This is a genomic window from Kiloniella litopenaei (genome assembly GCF_000982415.1).
GTDB classification, from domain to species: Bacteria; Pseudomonadota; Alphaproteobacteria; order Kiloniellales; family Kiloniellaceae; genus Kiloniella; species Kiloniella litopenaei.
The window spans coordinates 1-1,435 of record NZ_LANI01000051.1; the positions used below are offsets into that span (position 1 = coordinate 1).

Below are 1,435 nucleotides of genomic sequence, written 5' to 3' on the forward strand. Positions count from 1 at the left end.
TGGTCTGAATTCTGAATCAAAAAATGAGAAGAAGAGCAAAGCGTAAAGCTCTCAAAATCAAAGATCTTACTGCCGAACGGAGAAGATAATGCACAGAATATTTAACAGATTATCGCTAAAAATCGCGCACAAACTGCCGATACTATTTGTCCTGATTGCGATGATCTCTGTGATATCAGTCGGCGCTTTCAGCATAAACAATACATCCGAAACAATTGTTCAGCAAAAGCAACAAACCCTGACCGCTTTGGCAGAAGCAAGAAGCACTTCCCTAAACCAATACCTCGTATCAATAAGAGAAGATATCGTAATTACAGCTGCGAGCAGAAACGTCCAGGATGCCTTACCCCAATTTGCAAATGGCTTTAGAGACGAAGCACAGCGCCATAACGATCCGCTTCAATCACTTCAAGGCATATACATTAACGAAAAGGCAACGACCGCAACAAGTTCACACGGAAACAAAGAAGCACTTGGACAAAAACACCTCTTTGATGGGCCCACACTTTTAGACGGCCTTTATCATAGCCAACACCAACGGTTTCATCCTTGGTTTCGCCAAATGCTGACAGAGCGCGGCTATTACGACATTTTCCTTGTGGATCCAGAAGGCAACGTTGTTTACACCGTATTCAAAGAGCTTGATTATGCAACGAATCTGCTTGATGGCAAATACAATCAAACCGGCCTTTCTCAGGCCTTCAAAGCCGCTTTATCAAATAAAAAAGTCGGCAGCATCAGTTACATAGATTTTGCCCCCTATGCGCCAAGTAATGATGCACCAGCCAGCTTTATTTCGACCCCTGTTGTCTCACAATCCGGGTTCGAAGGCGTGTTAATCTTCCAAATGCCAATTGATCGAATAAATCAAGTGCTGCAAGTCAGCGCCGGAATGGGGGAAACGGGGGAAACCTACCTCGTTGGCAGCGATTATTTTATGCGTAGCGATTCAAGATTTTCACAAGAATCAACAATCCTGAAAAACAAAGTAGAAACAACCACAACAAAAAAAGCCCTGAACGGTGAAACGGGTATTGAGATTACTATGGACTATAGAAATATACCTGTCCTTTCCGCTTATCGGCCATTTGAGTTTCAGAATATTCGCTGGGCCCTGATTGCCGAAATTGATGAGCAAGAAATGTTGGCTCCTGTGAAAGAAGCCAGACTCTTTATTCTCATGATCGGAGCAATTGTTTTGGGCGTGGTCGCCCTGTTGGGATGGTTATTTGCACGCTCAATTGTTCATCCACTTCAGAAATCAACGTCTGAAATGCTGGAACTTGCCGATGGCAACCAATCTGTTGAGATCACTGGTCTGGATAGAAAAGATGAAATAGGAAACATTGCTTCTGCATTACAAACATTTAAAGAGAACGCCATTCAGCAAACTCAAGCAGCTTCTGAAAATCTTCGGATAAAATCAGCCCTGGAC

Annotated in this window: 1 protein-coding gene; it reads left to right on the forward strand. The window is 43.3% G+C overall.

Features of this window, described 5'->3' with window-relative positions; translation table 11 throughout:
* Positions 1 to 88: 88 nt before the first annotated feature.
* On the forward strand, positions 89 to 1,435 hold a 1,347-nt coding region (locus WH95_RS20040; RefSeq protein WP_046510228.1), incomplete at its 3' end, for a cache domain-containing protein.